14 protein-coding genes and 1 tRNA gene are annotated in these 15,563 nt (G+C 33.9%); 4 read left to right on the top strand and 11 right to left on the bottom strand.

Annotated features, from left to right (window positions below):
- The first annotated feature begins 50 nt into the window (after positions 1-50).
- Entirely contained in the window at positions 51-521 is a 471-nt protein-coding gene (locus FY048_RS06610; RefSeq protein WP_004642558.1) for an Lrp/AsnC family transcriptional regulator, read from the top strand.
- Between the two features lie 44 nt (positions 522-565).
- Here the strand turns inward: FY048_RS06610 and FY048_RS06605 are convergent, their stop codons facing one another.
- From FY048_RS06605 to FY048_RS06595, 3 genes are all read right to left on the bottom strand, one after another.
- Entirely contained in the window at positions 566-1,315 is a 750-nt protein-coding gene (locus tag FY048_RS06605) for a YebC/PmpR family DNA-binding transcriptional regulator (RefSeq protein ID WP_016138429.1), read from the bottom strand.
- 161 nt (positions 1,316-1,476) lie between these two features.
- A complete protein-coding gene (locus FY048_RS06600; RefSeq protein WP_446090587.1) occupies positions 1,477-2,022 on the bottom strand; it encodes a 1-acyl-sn-glycerol-3-phosphate acyltransferase in 546 nt (181 codons plus the stop codon).
- A gap of 176 nt (positions 2,023-2,198) precedes the next feature.
- On the bottom strand, positions 2,199-2,771 hold the full coding sequence (locus tag FY048_RS06595; protein ID WP_336166338.1) for a TetR/AcrR family transcriptional regulator: 573 nt from the start codon (positions 2,769-2,771) through the stop codon (positions 2,199-2,201).
- A gap of 278 nt (positions 2,772-3,049) precedes the next feature.
- Here FY048_RS06595 and FY048_RS06590 point away from each other — a divergent pair, with 278 nt between their 5' ends.
- Complete coding sequence (locus FY048_RS06590; RefSeq protein ID WP_446090586.1) at positions 3,050-3,913, top strand: hypothetical protein; 864 nt, start codon at positions 3,050-3,052, stop codon at positions 3,911-3,913.
- 182 nt (positions 3,914-4,095) lie between these two features.
- Here the strand turns inward: FY048_RS06590 and FY048_RS06585 are convergent.
- Together FY048_RS06585 and FY048_RS06580 are read right to left on the bottom strand one after the other, a co-directional pair.
- Positions 4,096-4,172: transfer RNA gene (locus tag FY048_RS06585), tRNA-Ile, on the bottom strand.
- Between the two features lie 1,289 nt (positions 4,173-5,461).
- Positions 5,462-6,346: a LysR family transcriptional regulator gene (locus FY048_RS06580; protein ID WP_446090585.1), complete on the bottom strand. Its 885-nt coding sequence runs from the start codon at positions 6,344-6,346 to the stop codon at positions 5,462-5,464.
- 89 nt (positions 6,347-6,435) lie between these two features.
- Here FY048_RS06580 and FY048_RS06575 point away from each other — a divergent pair, with 89 nt between their 5' ends.
- A complete protein-coding gene (locus FY048_RS06575; RefSeq protein WP_446090584.1) occupies positions 6,436-6,873 on the top strand; it encodes a PACE efflux transporter in 438 nt (145 codons plus the stop codon).
- 60 nt (positions 6,874-6,933) lie between these two features.
- Here FY048_RS06575 and FY048_RS06570 read toward each other — a convergent pair whose 3' ends face one another.
- The 3 genes from FY048_RS06570 to FY048_RS06560 all read right to left on the bottom strand — a co-directional run bounded on the left by FY048_RS06570 (position 6,934) and on the right by FY048_RS06560 (position 10,240).
- Positions 6,934-8,349, bottom strand: coding sequence for a purine-cytosine permease family protein (locus FY048_RS06570; RefSeq protein ID WP_446090583.1), 1,416 nt, complete (start codon positions 8,347-8,349; stop codon positions 6,934-6,936).
- Between the two features lie 242 nt (positions 8,350-8,591).
- Entirely contained in the window at positions 8,592-9,056 is a 465-nt protein-coding gene (locus FY048_RS06565) for a hypothetical protein (RefSeq protein WP_446090582.1), read from the bottom strand.
- 254 nt (positions 9,057-9,310) lie between these two features.
- Positions 9,311-10,240: a DMT family transporter gene (locus tag FY048_RS06560; RefSeq protein WP_446090581.1), complete on the bottom strand. Its 930-nt coding sequence runs from the start codon at positions 10,238-10,240 to the stop codon at positions 9,311-9,313.
- Positions 10,241-10,334: 94 nt separating this feature from the next.
- Here FY048_RS06560 and FY048_RS06555 point away from each other — a divergent pair, with 94 nt between their 5' ends.
- Positions 10,335-11,168, top strand: coding sequence for a LysR family transcriptional regulator (locus FY048_RS06555; protein WP_446090580.1), 834 nt, complete (start codon positions 10,335-10,337; stop codon positions 11,166-11,168).
- 139 nt (positions 11,169-11,307) lie between these two features.
- Here FY048_RS06555 and FY048_RS06550 read toward each other — a convergent pair whose 3' ends face one another.
- From FY048_RS06550 to FY048_RS06540, 3 genes are all read right to left on the bottom strand, one after another.
- Positions 11,308-11,487, bottom strand: a complete 180-nt coding sequence (locus FY048_RS06550) for a hypothetical protein (protein ID WP_446090579.1) — start codon at positions 11,485-11,487, stop codon at positions 11,308-11,310.
- 554 nt (positions 11,488-12,041) lie between these two features.
- The gene (locus FY048_RS06545) at positions 12,042-13,061 is read right to left on the bottom strand and encodes a fimbrial protein (protein WP_446090578.1); all 1,020 of its coding nucleotides are present in this window, start codon (positions 13,059-13,061) and stop codon (positions 12,042-12,044) included.
- Positions 13,058-15,514 carry a fimbria/pilus outer membrane usher protein gene (locus tag FY048_RS06540; protein WP_446090731.1) on the bottom strand — a complete coding sequence of 819 codons (2,457 nt, stop codon included), beginning with the start codon at positions 15,512-15,514 and terminating at the stop codon, positions 13,058-13,060. The genes FY048_RS06545 and FY048_RS06540 overlap by 4 nt, the downstream gene beginning before the upstream one ends.
- Positions 15,515-15,563: the final 49 nt, after the last annotated feature.

Below are 15,563 nucleotides of genomic sequence, written 5' to 3'. Positions count from 1 at the left end.
GTTGTATAGGGTATACTGTCGTCACTGTAAAATTCTGGCTGGAGATAACAATGGAGTTAGATCGTTTTGATAAACAAATTCTAGAAATTTTGTCTCATGAAGACTTAAATTTGAATGAACTTTCAGAACGGATCAATCTGTCAGTCAGTTCTGTGCATCGCCGCATTAAGCACCTGATTGAAGCCAACGTTATGGGGCAGCTCAAAAGGGAAATTAATTTTAGTAAACTTGGATTTACTCTACACATTTTATTGCAAGTTTCATTGAGTAAGCATGACACCGAAACATTTGATAAGTTTCTTTCTGAAATAGAAGCAATTCCAGAAGTGACCAATGCATTTCTAGTGACAGGGCAAAGTGCCGATTTTATTTTAGAACTTGTAGCACGCAACATGGATGACTACAGTGAAATTTTATTAAGACGTATTGGAAAAATTGACAATGTTGTTGCATTGCATTCCAGCTTTGTTATTAAAAAATATAATGTTTTTAACTGCTATAACTTACTCAATAAACTATAAAAAAACGCACCATTTGGTGCGTTTTTTCAATTCAAATGTTTGATTTAGGCATCAAGTTGAGCCAAAACTTCATCTGTGAACTCAACGTTGGTATAAACGTTTTGTACATCATCAAGATCTTCAAACATATCAATCATTTTTAGAATTTGTTTTGCTTGGTCGACATCAGTAATTTCAGCTTTGGTTGATGGACTCATAACCACTTCTGCATTGTCAGATTTTAAACCAGCAGCAGTAAGAGCATCTTGAACTTCACCAAAAGTTTCTGGTGATGTGATTACTAAAATTTCATCTTCAGAAATTTCAATATCTTCAGCGCCAGCTTCTAAAGCAACTTCCATGATTTTGTCTTCTAAAGAAACATCTTCAAAAGTAATCTCACCACGTTTAGTAAATAGATAAGCGACAGAACCCGCAGTTCCTAAGTTACCATTTGTCTTACTAAAACAGTGACGTACATCTGGTACTGTACGGTTCAAGTTATCTGTCATTGTTTCAACAAGAACAGCAACACCGCCAACACCATAACCTTCGTAAGTTACTTCTTTTAAATCATCATTATCTTCACCACCGGCACCACGTTGGATTGCACGGTTGATGGTGTCACGTGTCATATTAACTGAAAGAGCTTTTTCAATTACTGCACGCAGACGAGGGTTACTAGCAGCATCTCCACCGCCAAGTCTGGCAGCAGTCACAATTTCACGAATATATTTAGTAAAAACTTTACCGCGACTTGCATCTTGTTTCGCTTTACGATGCTTAATATTGGCCCATTTAGAATGACCCGCCATGGACGTGAACTCCAAAAAAAGAAAATGCAAAAGTGCTGGAATATTAGCATAGGCTTGGTTTTGTTGAAAACTGTTGCCCTGCGTTTTGTTAGCCAATTGAATCAGAATAATAAGCTTAAGGCCTAATGAGTGAGATTAGGCCGAATCAAATCCAATTTGATTTAGTTAATTTTGACGTCTATGTCAAACTGCGCATATAACTCTTTAATCGTTTCCAAATCTTTTTGTAAATCTGTTGGATAAATTTTGCCTAAAATCCCGCCTTGTTTGCTTCGGGCGTTGGCATACATGAGTACAATAGGAACATTAGCTGCTTTCGCAATATGCCAAAAACCTGTGCGGATAGGTTTACGTTCAGAACCATCTTTCGCACGAGTAGCTTCAGGAGCAATCACCAAGTTAAAAGTTTCATGAGTTTGAAATTGTTCAACCATTTGAGAAACAATATCTTTACTCGCTTTGCGGTCAACTGGAATGCCACCAAGTTTTTCTAAAACTGGCTTAAGAGGACCCTTAAAAAGTTCTTTTTTTATTAAAGTATGAACCTTAATGTCTAAAATTTGAAAGAGAGCAATAGAGAGCACTGCATCTAGATTTGAGGTATGTTCAAAGCCAATAATAACTTGTTTTTTCTCAAGAATTTCGGGATCTACATTATAGGTCCAACCAGCAGCTTTAAAGATAGAGTTAGCTAGAATTTTTTTCATAGATCAGTGCAAGGTGATAAATTTTCAGGATTCTAATATGAGATTGTAAAAAAGCCTAGAAAAATTATGAAAGCTAACGTAGAGCACCAAAAATGAAGATCATCTAAGCTATTGAAGATTTAAAAAGTTCTTTCTTATTTTTCTTTTAAACTTAATAAACTTAGATAATTTTAAAATTAAGATACCGATTGGGGTATCTCTTCATTAATTAAAAATTCAATATATTGCCAAATTTTTTCAGCGTTAATTAGCTTTTTATCTGTTGTTCCATCAATAATCATTCCATCAATAATAGAAATAATGATGTGAGTAAGTGGAGTAGGGTTTTCTATGCCTAATTGAGTGAGCTGTTCTTGTAATAAGTGAGTCAACCACTTCGTATACTCGTAAAAGGGTTCCCGAATTGAAGTATATTGTTTAGATACTTCAATAAATGCTTTTTTAAATAAGCATCCATTAAATGTTTCACTATTAATCCATTCAATATACCAATTAAAAATAATGTGGATTTTCTCAAGTGGACTAGCATCTTGACGTAAATTTAATTGTTCGTTAATTGAATTTTGAATATTTAAATTTCGATGTTGCAAACACTCCATAATTAAATTTTCCTTCGAAGGAAAATATTTATAAAAGGTCATCTTTGCAACATTAGATTCAGCAATAATACGGTCAACACCAGTTGCATTGTATCCAATCTGATTAAATAAATTTAAAGCAGTATTTATAATATCTTCTTTTTTTGACATTACTATTCCATATAGTTAGAACTAATTATAACTTAATCTAAAAATTAAAATTTTAATATGAATTATCATAGTAAAAAAAGGGGGTAGATACAAGTTTATATTGTGATAATGATTATCATTATCTTGATTTTTTTTTAAATTTTCTATTTGATTTCGTACGATTTTAATTCTAATATTGATTGATAAGGGAATATATTTAAATATTAATTTAAGTCATTGTTTTTGTAATAAATTATGTAAAAATCGAACAGGCTTCAATAACTTTAATGAGAGTAGATATGCCTAAGAAATTTGAGAATTTTAATAATCCTAGAAAGAAAGCACTCGCAGGGATGAAGCAAAGCATTTCAGCTGAGCTATGGGAAAAAAATTCAGACTTTTTGAACCAATTAAGAGCAAAAATTGCTAAACATGCAGTTTCACATCATCCTGCAATTGATATTTTAAATAACGGAGAAATTAATAAAGAAAATTTAAAAAAAATACACTTAGAATATCGCCATGCAATTGTACAAACTTTTACTGATGCACTGCTCATGGCTCAATTTCAAACTAAACAACTAGAGCCAAGATTGCATGCTGGTGCGAAAATGTTTCCGCGCTTTCTTTTGAGCCTAAATATTTTTGATGAGTTTGGATTTCGACCTGGTTTAGACAAAGATGGTTATTATCAGGGAAATCCTGAATATGCTCACTATCCTTTATTTGAAGACGTATTAAATGACTTTGGTATTACGGAACAAGACCGTCTAACTTATCAGCCGACTGAAATTGCAGATCAAGTTCGAGTTTTTTTAGAAGATGCTTATGATGACTATAAAGCTGTTTCAGCTTTGTTAGCCGTCGCTGAAGAAGAGGTCATCCTTTATAGTCCACCGTTACGTAAAGCGACTAAAGCTGTAGGTTTGGAGGTAGAGGGTGGTGGTTATTATCATGTGCATGGTATTTCTGAGGATGAAAGTGCCGAAGCCGCAGATGATGATCATGAAGAAGATTTATGGTATGTCTTGATGCAAGCCTGTACAGAAGAAGATTATAGCTATATTGAAAAGATATGCTTAGAGTATTGTGATTTATGGGAAAAATTTTGGGATGCTCAATTAGAGCATTCGGAACCTATGAGGAAGCAAATCTTAGCTTAATAGAAAAAATAGGATATTGAGTTTAGAAAAAAACGTATTTTAAACCAGTTAAAATTTTAAGATAAAATAAACTTTACATTTTTATAATTAAATTTTAAATATTGTTTATAGCGGTAAAACGAATTCTGTTTAGATAGCTATTAAAAAACCCCATAAACTTTTTGGTTTATGGGGTTCGAATTTGGTGGGCCCACCGTGACTTGAACACGGGACCAACGGATTATGAGTCCGCTGCTCTAACCAACTGAGCTATAGGCCCTATAAGTCAGAAAAGCTTTTAATCTCAAGGCTTTTCAGTGCGTGCAATACTAATCAATTTTTAAATTAAACACAAGTCATTTTCTAAAGTAGGCACATTTTGGACCCAAAAAAATTGTGTTATTTTGGTTAAATATTACAAGCGAGAGTGATTCTAGCGTATGAGTACTTCATGAGTAAAGTGAACTTAGTTATTTATCGATCAATTAGAACTTATTCCAGCCAAAAGTTTATAGTGAGTGAGATTTAATTGCTTATCCTGTTCAAATCATTAATTCTATTTAAAATAGGTGTTGTTTGAAATTTAACCAATTTGTGGGGTGATTGAATAATACTAAAAAATATAAACTAGATAAGGTCACTCAAACTAATAGAGTACAAGCATAATTTATATATGTGTGTTTTATGCACAATTTATCAATTTTTTATTAAACATTATTTTAATAAAACAATGAAAGTATTATAAATAAAATGAATTCAAGAAATATTTGGTCTTCATTGAATTTTTACAAAAATATTGCTTCAAAAAAAATTATATTTATATAGTCGATGACTTCTTATCATAGTCAATTCTATATCACTCTAATCAGAGTTATTCTCTGAAATTTCATAGAAACTGTAATAAATCTAGTAAAGGTGAGTATTTTTTTAGTAATATGAATTAGAGAGTCTAATTCATATTAAAAAATAAGAATAAACGATCATACTTATAAAATTAGTTTTATTTTAGGAGATACAAATTTTTACGTTTGTAGATAGGGTAGATGATTGTAAATTACTCAGAAAATGTTAGGAGACTAAAGTCTTTAAAAAAATAAATTTAATATGTGATAGGTAAAGCTTTAAGGATAAATATGATTTTTAATAAATGAAGTTAGAGACATCTTAACATTAAAAGCTTTATCTCAATTTATTAAAAAATTAGCACTTTTGAGTCAAAAAAATGGAAGTTTTTTTAATTGAAATTTCTTTCTTTTTCTAATGCGTTTTCTATATAAAACTTAAAGTGTGACTACTTTCACACTAGGTGCAATTGATTGTATTTCATTGATTTTATTCTTGACTAAAATGCTAGGTTTTAATAAAGTATAAATGTATTTTCCCAAAATAAAAAACTATTGCTTAGTCCTGAAATACAGTAAGAAGCCTGCTTTTAAAGTAGGCTTCTTGCTTTTGTAATATAGAGAAAATAGGAAAGAGCAATAATCTGAATTTTAAAAGTAAGTATATACAATCAGAAATAAAAACTATAAAACGAGAGTATGCCTTCTCAGAACTAGAGTATAAAAATTATAAATTTTCTTGAATAATTTGAATGAGTTCTCGAGCTGCTTTAGACAAGGGGCGGTCTTGAAGCCAAATTAAGTAAATGGATAGAGGTAAATGATTTTTGGTATTTTTAAAATCTAAAAGAACTAACTGACCTTGATCAATTTTTTCTTGTACTAACGATAACGGGAAATTTCCCCAACCAAGTCCTGCTTCAACCATATTAATTGCTGTTTGTAGACTATTCGTTTTCCAGTACATTGCACCAATAATTGAACGCGAATCTGTCATTTCATGATCACTACTCGCCACTACAATTTGCCTAATATTGATTAATTCTTCAATAGAAAACTGCTTTGTTTTTTCTTGTAGAAGAGTGTGACTAGACGAGATAGTAGCAACGACTGTTTCAGCCATTACTAATTGCAAATTTTCACGCATTTTTATATTGAGGTCTGAACCTGCTAAGCAAAGACTAATTTCTTCTCTATAAAGTAAATTAACGATGTCATCTTGAGGTGCAGTAATAACCTCTATATTTAATAATGGGAATTTATCAGCTAACTTTTTTACTGAATAGAATAATAATTTGGTATTTACATCTGAGACCACACCAATACGTAATTTAGTTTCAAGCCCTAAAGAAAGTTCATGAGCATGAGTACTAAATAGCCTAAGTTGTTCAGAAATAATTCGCGCTTGAGGTTCCAAAGCTAATGCTGTAGCGGTTGGAATGACCTTGCGAGGAGTACGCTCAAATAAGGTGTAACCCAATTCTGCTTCTAGATTAGCAATAGCCATACTCACTGCTGAGGGGACTCGATTTAGTTTACGAGCGGCCGCAGAGAAAGATCCCGTATCTAGTACGGTAATAAAGAGTTCAATATTTTCACTATTAAAATTCATTTTGATATCAGTAGAACTGAAAGCTATTAACTTTATATATGATTTTGACTGAAATTAAAATATAAAGAATTAAGCAGAGTTTGTTGATTATGCAAGGTGTAAAGCGTCGAATCGTATATGTTTCTTTTTATGAAGTCATTGGAATGATCATTTCATCAGTAGGGTTAGCGATTTTGGCAGGTGATAGTGTTGAACATACGGGGCCACTATCCGTCATGATTACTAGCATCGCTGTAACTTGGAATTTTATCTACAATATTTTATATGAGGAATGGGAAGCTAGACAAAGTAGTAATATTCGTACGGTTAAGCGTAGAGTGGGGCATGCAATTGGTTTTCAGCTTACTTTAGTGCTGTTTTTGATACCGCTTATTTCATGGTGGATGGATATTTCTCTAGTTGCTGCTTTTTGGTTAGATGTGGCCTTTATTATCATTATTCCTATCTATACTTTTATATTTAACTGGAGCTTTGATAAGTTATTTGGATTGCCTATTTCAGCACAGGCTAAGACACTAAAAGAATAGTCGCCAAATCAGATCAATAAGCTATCAAGGTATGTGACTTTGATAGCTTATCCAGTTCCATTATTTGACTTGATCAATGACTAACTGTTTTGAAAACTTGAGTTGAGCTTTTTTGGCGAAAATATAATAAATCACTGCGGTAGAGATCAGTCCTACCAGCCATGATAAATCGATTCCTCCTAACATCGCAGCAATTTGCCCCGTATAGAATTTACTATCAATAAATGGCAGTTGAATCAAAATACCTAGAAAGTAGCAGGTAATACCAATTCGATTCCAACGGCCATACTTGCCATTTGGATCATAGAGTGCATCTACATCACATTCTTCTTTAGAGATAAAGTAGTAATCAACCAGATTAATGGCACTCCATGGAATAAAGAAGGTAAGTAAAAACAGAATAAATGCTTTAAAAGCACTTAAGAATGTGTGTTCGCCTATAATTGCAATGAAAGTAGAAATCACAACCATAGCAAGGACAATGAGTAATCTTGTTATTTTTGAAATTTGATTTGTCGATTTAAAACTATTCCAAATCGTAGCAACGCACATAAAACTACCGTAAGCATTTAGGGTCGTCAGAGTAACTTTGCCAAAAGCAATACTAAAATATAAAAAGGTTACGACTAGGGCAATTGGATTCATACCCACAACATATTGAACTTCATTTCCAACAAAATTTCCGTTTGCAACCTGAGCGATCAAAACGCCTAGGGTCATAGAAATTTGTGAGCCCAATAAAGAGCCTAAGCCAACAGCCCAAAAAACACGAGATGAAGAGGTTTTAGTTGGAAGATAGCGGGAGTAGTCTGCAACATAAGGTCCAAAAGAGATTTGCCAAGAAGCAGAAAGTGAAACTGCTAACAAAAATGAAGACCAATTGAAATGACGTACTGCTAAGAGTTCAGAGAAATCAGAAAGTGCTAAGATTTGAGTCAAAATAATCACAAAAGCAATCAAACCAATAATACTGGCTACTTTGCCTACCAAATGAATTAAACGATATCCAATGGTTGCAAATATAATAATTAAACATGCATAAATTAAGATGCCAGTTGTATTGCTGACATGTGCGAGATGGGCAATTGCTTTACCCGCGAGCACCTCACCAGTTGCGGTAAACCCAAGATACATGAGACAAACGAGTATGATTGGAATACACGCACCATATACCCCAAACTGAACACGACTTGAAATCATTTGGGGCAGGCCTAGTTTTGGACCTTGAGCAGCATGTAGAGCCATGACAGCAGCACCAAAACATTGCCCCACAAATAAACCAATAATCGACCAAAAAACATCACCACCTAGTACAACTGCTAGCGCACCCGTCACAATGGCCGTAATTTGTAAATTAGCACCAAACCAGAGAGTAAATTGAGCAAACACTCCGCCATGTCTTTCATTTTCTGGAATAAAATCAATGCTTCGGTTTTCAATAAAACTACTATTTGGTTTCTCAGCCGATGAGTCCATTACACTCTCCTTGTCCTTTAAGAGTCTACTCTATTTTTATTAAGTCAATATTTGTACAAACAAATATAAACATGTATATACAAGTTATTTAAATAATAATCAAATATTTTTTGAGGGATTAGAACTTAAAAGCAGTTTAAGTGTTTAATAAATATTAGAAAAATTAGTCTGGTTTTGTTTTTAATAGAATTAAAATGATAAAAAAATAATATATAAAAAAGCCCTCTATTGAGGGCCAGACTTTATACATTGGTGTCTAAGATCGCTTGAAAAAAAGTTGGAATTTCAGAGAATTGCACAAGTTGGGTTTTATCTTCTTGTTTATAATAATACTGATAGTTGGGAGTTTCTGAATAATTATCTAAATATTGAGTTGCGTCGGTAAATTGTGCTTTGGCAACAGGTTTATCTTTTTTTAACTTAATAATAACAGGGTTTACCGAATTTAATTTTACAGGAACACCATTCTCAAATTTAGCAGTTTCAATCAATAAGGAAATTTTGAAATTTCCAAAATTCACACAAAAATGACCTCCATTTTCCGTTTTAATATCATGGTCAGAAAAAAGATCTTTAAATAAATTCTTTAAAGATTCTCTGTGTTTATCTAAAGCAACCTGAAAGTCATGATCTTGTTGCTCTATTTTTTCTTGCTCTTCTTGTAGCAATTTAGCTTGCTTTTCAATGGTTGTGAAATCCAGCTTCATTTTTAATATCTCCATTGGTTGTTTAAAAACTATATATGGCAATCTTTTATTAATTTTTAAAGAAACATACGTTATTTGTTACAACGGAATAATTAAGATGAACTTTTGTGATAGATAATAAAAAATATAAAAAGATATTTAAAAAATAAAAGTTATAAAATTAAAGAGTTTATTAAATAAATAATTTGTCTATTTTGTGTTGGAAGGTGCTGCTACATGATAAATATAAGTTTTTTAATGTAGCAGCATATTTCCTATTTTGTACAATGTTTGCCTATAAGCGGAGTAGCTTTAATTTTTAAAAAACCTCCGCTACTCATTACACCCAGCATGACTAAAGCTGTTCCTAGCAATTGCCACACATTAAGAGATTGCCCAGTAACTAGGGCGATCAGCATACTGAACACTGGTACAAAGTTAAAAAAGACGGAAGCACGGCCAGCTCCTAGCTTTTGTATGCCATTGAACCAGAATAAATAAGCAATCATTGTTGAGCAAATAACGACATATCCCATGGCCAAATGTGCATTTACAGGGGCAGAAGTGATGGCTGTAAGAGGATCTTCAAATATCATACTTAATACACTAAGCGTTATTGCACCGAACATCATCGAAAAAGTGGTTGTTTCTAGTGGTGTAGCATTTTTTACATAGCGGCGAGATAGAACATTAGCTAAGCAAAAACCAAAAGCTCCTAATAATATAAATAGATCGCCAATATCTATTTTTAGATGAAGCAACGTTGTTATATGCCCCTGACTAATCACAAGTAACACACCACTTAAGCCGAATAAAACGCCTAAAAATTTACTAGGAGTAAGTTTTTCACCGTCTAGCATGATTGTCATTAATAAAGTCATCAACGGTGTAGTTGCCATAATTAAAGCACCGTTCACGGCAGATGTAGTCTGTAAGCCATAAAAACAACCGATGTTGAATCCTGCAATGCCAACTCCCCCAATAACAAGGTAGATAACTAAATTTTGACTTAAAGCTGTCCATCTTAATTTGCCTGTTATTGAAAAGATCAAGAGTAAGCCCAGACTTGCAATTGAAAACCGTTCAGATGCGGCAGATAGTGGAGGCATATGCTGAATAATATAAGACATTGCATTAAATGCTGATCCCCAAAAAAACATCGTTAATACAACACCAGCATAGGCATAAGCCACCGTTCTGTTCATGGACAGGCTCCCATTAAGAAAGGTTTTATTCTGGGCAATTATATAAAGGTGTACAATTCCATATTAATACACTTCTAATGTGAAAATTTGCACAATGATTGATTGGGAAAATTTACATTACTTTTCAGTTTTTACCGAAGAAAAGTCACTGTCAGCGGCTGCCCGAAAATTGGGTGTAGATCATGCAACTGTATCCAGAAGAATTGCTCAGCTAGAACAAAACTTAAAACTTAAATTAGTTGATCGTAGACCACGGACCTACATTCTAACTCCTGATGGGGAACGCCTTGCGCAGGTGGTTGGTCGTATGATGGAAGAAACTTTTTCTATTGAACGTTTAACTCAAGCTGGTCAGCAAGAAGTGATGGGAAGTGTTTCTATTAGTATGCCTCCTTTAACTGCGGCACATCTCATCATGCCTCATCTAGGGAAATTTTATCGTCTGCGTGTACTTGGCGATGTTCATTATGTTTCTTTACAGCATAGTGAGGCTGATATTGCGGTAAGATTTGGCCGTCCTACGGATGAAAATTTAGTTGCTCGTAAAGTTGGTGAAATTCCTTTTGGAATATATGCTGCTCCAAATTATTTAGCATCAACTGATCCCGAAAGTTATGAGTGGATTAGTGTAGAGGTAGGTGGGGTACATGGTCAGAAACAACAGAAGTTAAAAGAAAGATTAGGACATAAAGAACCTGTAATGATTACCAACAATCCTGAGTTGCAGTGGAGAGCTGCATGTGGAGAAGCTGGGTTAGCGGTCTTACCTGATTTTTTAGGTGCTCTTAGTAATTTGGTCAGATTACAAGATGACCATCCAATGAGTGCTGAAATCTGGTTAGTCACACACGAAGATTTACGGCATAGCGCGGCAATACGCGTAGTGATGGACTTTCTCGTGAGTTGCTTCGAGCCTTTCAAAATATAAATCTTAAGAAATAGAAATACGTGCTAGATAATCTATAGAGTAGAGGGGCTTTCTCTAAACATTAGATAGTCGAATTGCTAACTTTCTGAGTTATGGGGGAAGCTTTATTTCTGACTTAAATTCTTCTCTTGTTCATATTTTAATTATCAGGGAAGAAACCCGCATCTTCACGTGCTTGCTTTAAAGCTAAGATAAAGGAGATTAATAAAAGAAAACCTATAAAAAAAAGAAAAAGATCAATCTTACTAATCGCAAAACCTATACTTGTAGCACCTAGACTTAATAATACGATACATAATATTTTCCAAAAAATGAGCATGTTACGTTCTGATAAAAAGTCTAAAGATATTATTGGTAATTGAAGGGGATTTCTAAATTTATTTATGTTTTTTTTATTATAAATTATGTAATTCAGTAAAATTTAAATTTTTATGTTTTTTATCTAACAAATTGAAAATACAGTAAATTTTATTTTTGTTGATTTGAATAATATCTTTTAACTTTTCTTAAAATTAAGTTTTTATTAATTAATAGAATGATAATTCTTTAGAAACACTATAAAATAGGACTCATGAATTAAATTTATTTTTTTAATTTATTTAAAACAACATGTTATGTTATCTATTAGAATCTTTGTTAAAAAAAAGACTTGATCTTTAAGCTATTTTTTGAAATTATAGTGATGCAAATTGTGATCTATTTCCCACAATTTGTATTTCAGGTTAAGTGGTTATCACTAATGCTCATTTGCTATTTTTGCTTATGAGCATTTTTTTATGTGATTTTTTAATAGAACTACAAAGTTTGTGAAATATGAGTTTTGAGTCCTCTTTGTAGCATAAAGCTTTTTTTTAGTAGTGTTATAGAGGGTCGTTAATCATATTGAATGGTCACCGTCGCTGTGGCTTTAACCTCACCTGCGGTCACATTGGTGGCAGTCTGATAATAACGAGCAGTTAAAGGAACATCATATTCAACAGTTTGGTTGGAATTCACCATACCTATATTAAGTTTGCTTGCTTTTTGAATCGGTTTATTTGCTCCATTCATATTCCATAACAGTTCAACCCCCACACCGTTAGCTTTTATTGAATTCGCAGCACTGTTGTTAATCACCTGATTATTTGAGGTGTCAGAATTATAATCAAAACTTAAGCTGATCGTATTACTCGTAGCGATACCAGAGTTATTTTCGCCACCATTACATAAGATCGATAGATTAAAATTCTGTTCCCCTTGGGTTGACCCAATCGCTCGAAAGCCTGATTTCATCACGGTTGGAAGTTGAACTGGTGAATCTACACCATTTTGAATTTCACAAGATGAAGACGCAATAAGAATAGGGGCATTACTTAATACAGTAGTGGTTAAAAATGGGCGGTTCTGTTGTCCTGATACGTAATAGGTACTGTAACGACCTGCGACTAGTGCTCCAGAACCAGTTGTCATGGCAGTTTTAATAACCTCCATAACAAAATACCCCGGGGAAAGTGTATATGTTTGATTGGGTGTTAATGTACGTCTATAAGGATAATATCCGGAAAAATCTGAAGCATCGGCAGCTTCGCGATAAAGACGAATACCAATTCCTGGAATATTGGTCGCATAAACATTATTGCCTATTGGGCTAATTGGATAATTTAAGGGGAGAGCTGCAATGATTTGATCACTCGCTCGATTACAAGTTGCAGTCGAATTATTAGGAGAGATTGTAAAAGTATTCTTTTGTAAGATCGTTCCTATTGGATCATTTGGTTTTACTACGATTTTACCTATTGTCATCGGAATATCGACGGTAGTAAATCCTTTACTTAAATTACAATTTGCATTTGTATGGCTATAAGCAAATAGACTCACTGCCAAGAATCCAATTTTTCTTAAAATATTATTCATTTACAGACTGCCTTTGTCATAATAATTGGTTGGTTGTTATGTTTTATTTGATCCGCTATATCGTATTCAATCTCGCATTTTTCAGTACTCGTATTTCCCCATTTCACATATAAACGGTCATGGGTTAGGGGTGTTCGTAAATAAATGCGACTGCCTTGTGCGACAATGCCTATTACTTCGTTATTCTGGTTATATACCTGTGCGGCAAAAGGTAGATGTGAACCATCTAATGTTGTTGTACTAATAAAAAGTGCATAACCTTTTTTTGTTGAGAATTGAACTTTAGTGATCGAACCTGCGTAGGGGGCAATCCGTAAACTGCTTTCAGCAAGTTCAACTTGGGTAGACATGCCTTCTGGGTCAAGACTAATGTCATTCATACGGTAAGGCGTAACATAGGGAATAACGGCATATCCGTTTTTATTAATACTTAGCCCGGGTGTATTTCCAACTTGTGCTCCAGTAGCATCCGGCGCATAGACCAACACCATGGTTTGAGCTTGATCTGGCCCAAACAAAATTCCTTGAGAATGTGCAACAACATTGCCACTGAAGCTAAGCATTTCTTGTCGGTATGAATCTGCATGACTGAATGAAGCACCAAGTGTTGTATAGTTTGTTTTATAGGTACCATTAATATTTAGGTTGGTTTGATCATTGTCCTGCTTAGAAATTGATGCGCCATAGTTTAAGCGATTTCCTGTAAAGCCACTGAAGCTTAAAATCTGACTGTCGTCACCAATAACACTATTAAAAGTCAGAGAAGTTTTCTTAAAATCTAATGGAAAAGAGAAAGAAGCAAGGTACTGTGTATCTTGTCCTGTGCGAGCACCGTCTTCTTCAATCTCGCTACTCATTGCAGATAAACTATAAGTTAAATCTTTAAATTGATTGCTATAACCTAATTGGAACTGTTTATTGGTCGTTGGTTGATTCCAATAATTTGTCCATGAACCGACTAAGTAAAAATTTCCCCATTGTTTTGGAAGCACTTGATTTAAAGTAATCTGAAATTCACTTTTTTGTTTGCCTACGGAAAAGCTATCAATATTTTGTTGTTGTAAATCTTGAATTAAAATTGCATCACGCAATTTGAGGTAGTTTTCTGTTGAATAGCGATAAGTAGCTAATGTTAAATTAGTATTTGTTGGGGAAAATAACTTACTATAACTTAAACGATAACTTTGCCCCGACATTTTAGGTTGATGATTAAACTCAGTTTTTGACTGGGTCGCATCAAAAGAAATCGCTCCAATAGGTGTTGAAAAAGCTGTACCTAGTAATAATGAGAGATATTGTTGCGTTGCTTGAATCGCACTGTAAGTGGTGAGGTAATTATTAATTCCCCGTTGATATTTACCTTGTATCAGCCACGGATTTAGGTCGAGGTTTGAATCTCGAAACTGCCCTAAAGTTAATGAGTATCGACTCATTTGCGGACGTAGCATTTCAACCACAGAAGCATAGGGAATAGCGAATTTCTGGATTATGCCATTAGATTCAATTACTGAAACTTGTAGCTCACCTCCAAATCCTGTTGGGTAAAGATCATTAATTTCAAAGTTTCCGGGTGGTACTGTTGTCTGATAAATTAAGTTGCCTTGTTGCCTAACCTCGACTTTCGCATTGGTTTTTGCATAACCTCTCACTCTGGGGGCATAACCGAGCATGCTGTTTGGAAGCATTCGGTCGTCACTTGAAATATTTACGCCGCGATACGGTAAAGAATCGATAAAATCACTATTAGTAAAATAATCGCCTAAAGTCACAACACCATTAATTTTTGGAAATGCTTTTTGTATATATGTATTTGTTGATGTATAAGAAGAATTATTAGGTTGTGAGTCGGATTGGCTTTGCCATTTCCATTGTCCATTATGGCGAAATTGCCAACTTGCTAAATTTGCTCCAAGATTAGTCCCCATAAAAGCATATGTACTTTCATGTTGTTCGTTAACTATCCGATAAGCAGTCGTGTTATATGTCAAAAAAGCTGCATTAATACCTCGATCCCAAAGATGCGGATCGATATAGCCCTGTGCATTTTTTTCTAATGTGATTTGGGGGATAGAAATATCAATTCGTAAACGAGAGCTATCAAATAAATAAAAAGCATTATCTATCCAATGACCTAGTGCATCACAAGAAAGAGAGGATGTATGCGAATGTTGGCTAAGCACATCAGCTTTTACGCCATATTCTAGTAACATGGCTTCTGTAAAACAGGTTTCAGCATTTACGTTAGGAGAGCTGGCATTAAAGCGCATGCGCCGTTTACCCAGCCATTGACCATTAATATAGACATCTAAGCTATATTCACCAGCTAAGATAGGGTTTCCATATTTGAAACGACCAATATCAATTTTTTGCGCATTACCGACTAAAAAATTGCTATCAAACTCTGCTTTTGAGAAACCTGAAACATCCACATTATTTTCGGCATATGCAGCCAAAGGTATAAATAACGCAATAGTTGAGGCCACATAACAAGTAAAAGGGCTT

Source organism: Acinetobacter sp. 1124_18A (genome assembly GCF_052824995.1).
This window is presented reverse-complemented; position numbering and strand designations above follow the sequence as displayed.

Coding starts and splice junctions, on each gene's coding strand:
- FY048_RS06555 (WP_446090580.1), top strand. CDS start 10,335: ATGATTGATTGGGAAAATTTACATTACTTTTCAGTTTTTACCGAAGAA.
- FY048_RS06580 (WP_446090585.1), bottom strand. CDS start 6,346: ATGAATTTTAATAGTGAAAATATTGAACTCTTTATTACCGTACTAGAT.
- FY048_RS06600 (WP_446090587.1), bottom strand. CDS start 2,022: ATGAAAAAAATTCTAGCTAACTCTATCTTTAAAGCTGCTGGTTGGACC.
- FY048_RS06570 (WP_446090583.1), bottom strand. CDS start 8,349: ATGGACTCATCGGCTGAGAAACCAAATAGTAGTTTTATTGAAAACCGA.
- FY048_RS06565 (WP_446090582.1), bottom strand. CDS start 9,056: ATGAAGCTGGATTTCACAACCATTGAAAAGCAAGCTAAATTGCTACAA.
- FY048_RS06605 (WP_016138429.1), bottom strand. CDS start 1,315: ATGGCGGGTCATTCTAAATGGGCCAATATTAAGCATCGTAAAGCGAAA.
- FY048_RS06575 (WP_446090584.1), top strand. CDS start 6,436: ATGCAAGGTGTAAAGCGTCGAATCGTATATGTTTCTTTTTATGAAGTC.
- FY048_RS06560 (WP_446090581.1), bottom strand. CDS start 10,240: ATGAACAGAACGGTGGCTTATGCCTATGCTGGTGTTGTATTAACGATG.
- FY048_RS06550 (WP_446090579.1), bottom strand. CDS start 11,487: ATGCTCATTTTTTGGAAAATATTATGTATCGTATTATTAAGTCTAGGT.
- FY048_RS06545 (WP_446090578.1), bottom strand. CDS start 13,061: ATGAATAATATTTTAAGAAAAATTGGATTCTTGGCAGTGAGTCTATTT.
- FY048_RS06590 (WP_446090586.1), top strand. CDS start 3,050: ATGCCTAAGAAATTTGAGAATTTTAATAATCCTAGAAAGAAAGCACTC.
- FY048_RS06595 (WP_336166338.1), bottom strand. CDS start 2,771: ATGTCAAAAAAAGAAGATATTATAAATACTGCTTTAAATTTATTTAAT.
- FY048_RS06610 (WP_004642558.1), top strand. CDS start 51: ATGGAGTTAGATCGTTTTGATAAACAAATTCTAGAAATTTTGTCTCAT.